The organism is Priestia sp. SB1 (assembly GCF_038898415.1).
The window spans coordinates 43339-45392 of sequence record NZ_JBBJSS010000019.1 but is presented as its reverse complement, the minus strand read 5'-3'; the positions used below and the strand labels follow the sequence as shown (position 1 = coordinate 45392).

At 42.7% G+C, this 2054-nt stretch carries 1 protein-coding gene; it reads left to right on the top strand.

What is annotated here, in order from left to right:
* Nucleotides 1–2054, top strand: a 2054-nt coding sequence (locus tag WKH56_RS34105; RefSeq protein ID WP_342837742.1) for a tandem-95 repeat protein, incomplete at both ends; no start/stop codon positions are given.

Genomic DNA, 2054 nt, shown 5'->3' with positions numbered 1-2054 from the left:
CTTTAATGGGACGGATCAGTTTACAGTGTTGGTGTCCGATGGTCAAGGCGGCACGGCAGTTTCAACGGTGACGGTAACAGTCACGCCAGTGAATGATGCACCAACGGTGCCGAACTACACGTTCAGCACGCAGGAAGATAGTCCTGTGGTAGGAGTAGTGGTAGGGACAGATGTGGATGGAAATCCTCTTAGTTATCAGCTACAGGTTGCGCCAGTAAACGGAGTAGCTGTGGTGAATGGAGATGGAACATTTAGCTACCAGCCAAACCTAGATTTTAATGGGACAGATCAATTTACGGTATTGGTGTCAGATGGTCAGGGGGGAACGGCGGTTTCGACCGTTACAATAAACGTAATTCCAGTGAATGACCCTCCAATCACCGCTGATTTAGCATTTACAATTAATGAAGATACACCTCTTACAAATCAAATTCCAGCTTTTGATCCAGATGGGGATCCGTTGACATTTACTTTGCTGAATCCGCCTCCGTCAAATGGAAGTGTTGTATTAGGGGCAAATGGAGTATTTACCTATACACCAAATTTAAATTACAACGGAATGGATACTTTTGGTGTGCTGGTATCAGATGGTAAAGGAGGAACTTCCCTTTCTACTGTGACCTTAACAATAGTGCCTGTAAACGATCCGCCAGTAGGAGGAGATAGAGCTGTTACAACGACCATTAATCTTCCTGTTACAAGCAGCATACCTGCTTCAGACCCTGACAACGTTACTCTAACCTATACTCTTCAACAAAATCCAGATAATGGTGAAGCCGTCATAAATCAAGATGGTACATTCATTTATACACCTAATAACAATTTCATAGGTAATGATCAATTCACCATATTAATAATAGACCCAGAAGGAGCCACTGCACTATCGACTATTTTTGTAACGGTCCTTGAAACAAACGGAACTACAACTTCACAGGATTTGCAAATCTCTACTGATGAAGACACACCAGTAACAAATCAAGTAATTGCTACTAATGTAAATGGAAATCCACTTGTTTACACTATTGAAAACCCACCCATTAATGGAGTAGTAACAATTGATTCTAATACAGGAATATTTACGTATACACCGAATGCAAACTTTAACGGTTCAGATGCTTTTGTAGTATATATAACTGATAACTTAGGAGGAAATGCTACTGCATCAGTTATCGTTACAGTTATTCCAATAAATGATTCTCCAATTGTTCCAAATTATCAGTTGACGACTAACGAAGACACACCTGTAACTTCTATGGTAATTGCAACTGATATTGATGGTAATCAGCTGGATTATTCGTTACAAAATGCTCCAGTGAACGGAATAGTAAACGTAGGGTTAGATGGGATGTATACCTATACACCGAATGCAAACTTTAATGGAACTGACCAATTTACCGTACTAGTAAGCGACGGCCAAGGAGGAACAGCCATCTCCACCATCACGATTACGGTTCTGCCAGTAAATGATCCACCAGTAGGTCCGGTGGTGGTGACGTTGGTTACAACCGAAGATACGCCAGTGTCGAGTCAAATTACAGCGTTTGATCCAGATGGAGAGGTGCTGACGTACAGCTTACAAGATCCGCCAACAAACGGAGTGGCAGTGGTAAATCCAGATGGTACATTCACGTATACACCAAATGGAAATTATAATGGTCCCGATACATTTACGGTGTTAATAAGCGACCCGTCGGGCGCATTTATAGTGACAAATGTATTAGTAACGGTTACGCCAGTGAACGATGCACCAGTGGTGCCGAATTATGAGTTTGTGATCAATGAAGACACGAGTTTAAATAGCCAAGTGGTGGCAACGGATGTAGACGGAAATCCCCTAACGTACGGGTTACTGACAGGTCCGGTGAATGGAACGGTGGTAGTAAATCCAGACGGAACCTACACGTATACGCCAAATGAAAATTACAACGGGGTAGATAGCTTTAGTGTCGTAGTAAGCGATGGCCAAGGAGGAACAGCCATTTCCACCATCACGATTACGATTCTGCCAGTAAACGATCCACCAGTAGGTCCAGTGGTGGTGACGTTGGTTACCA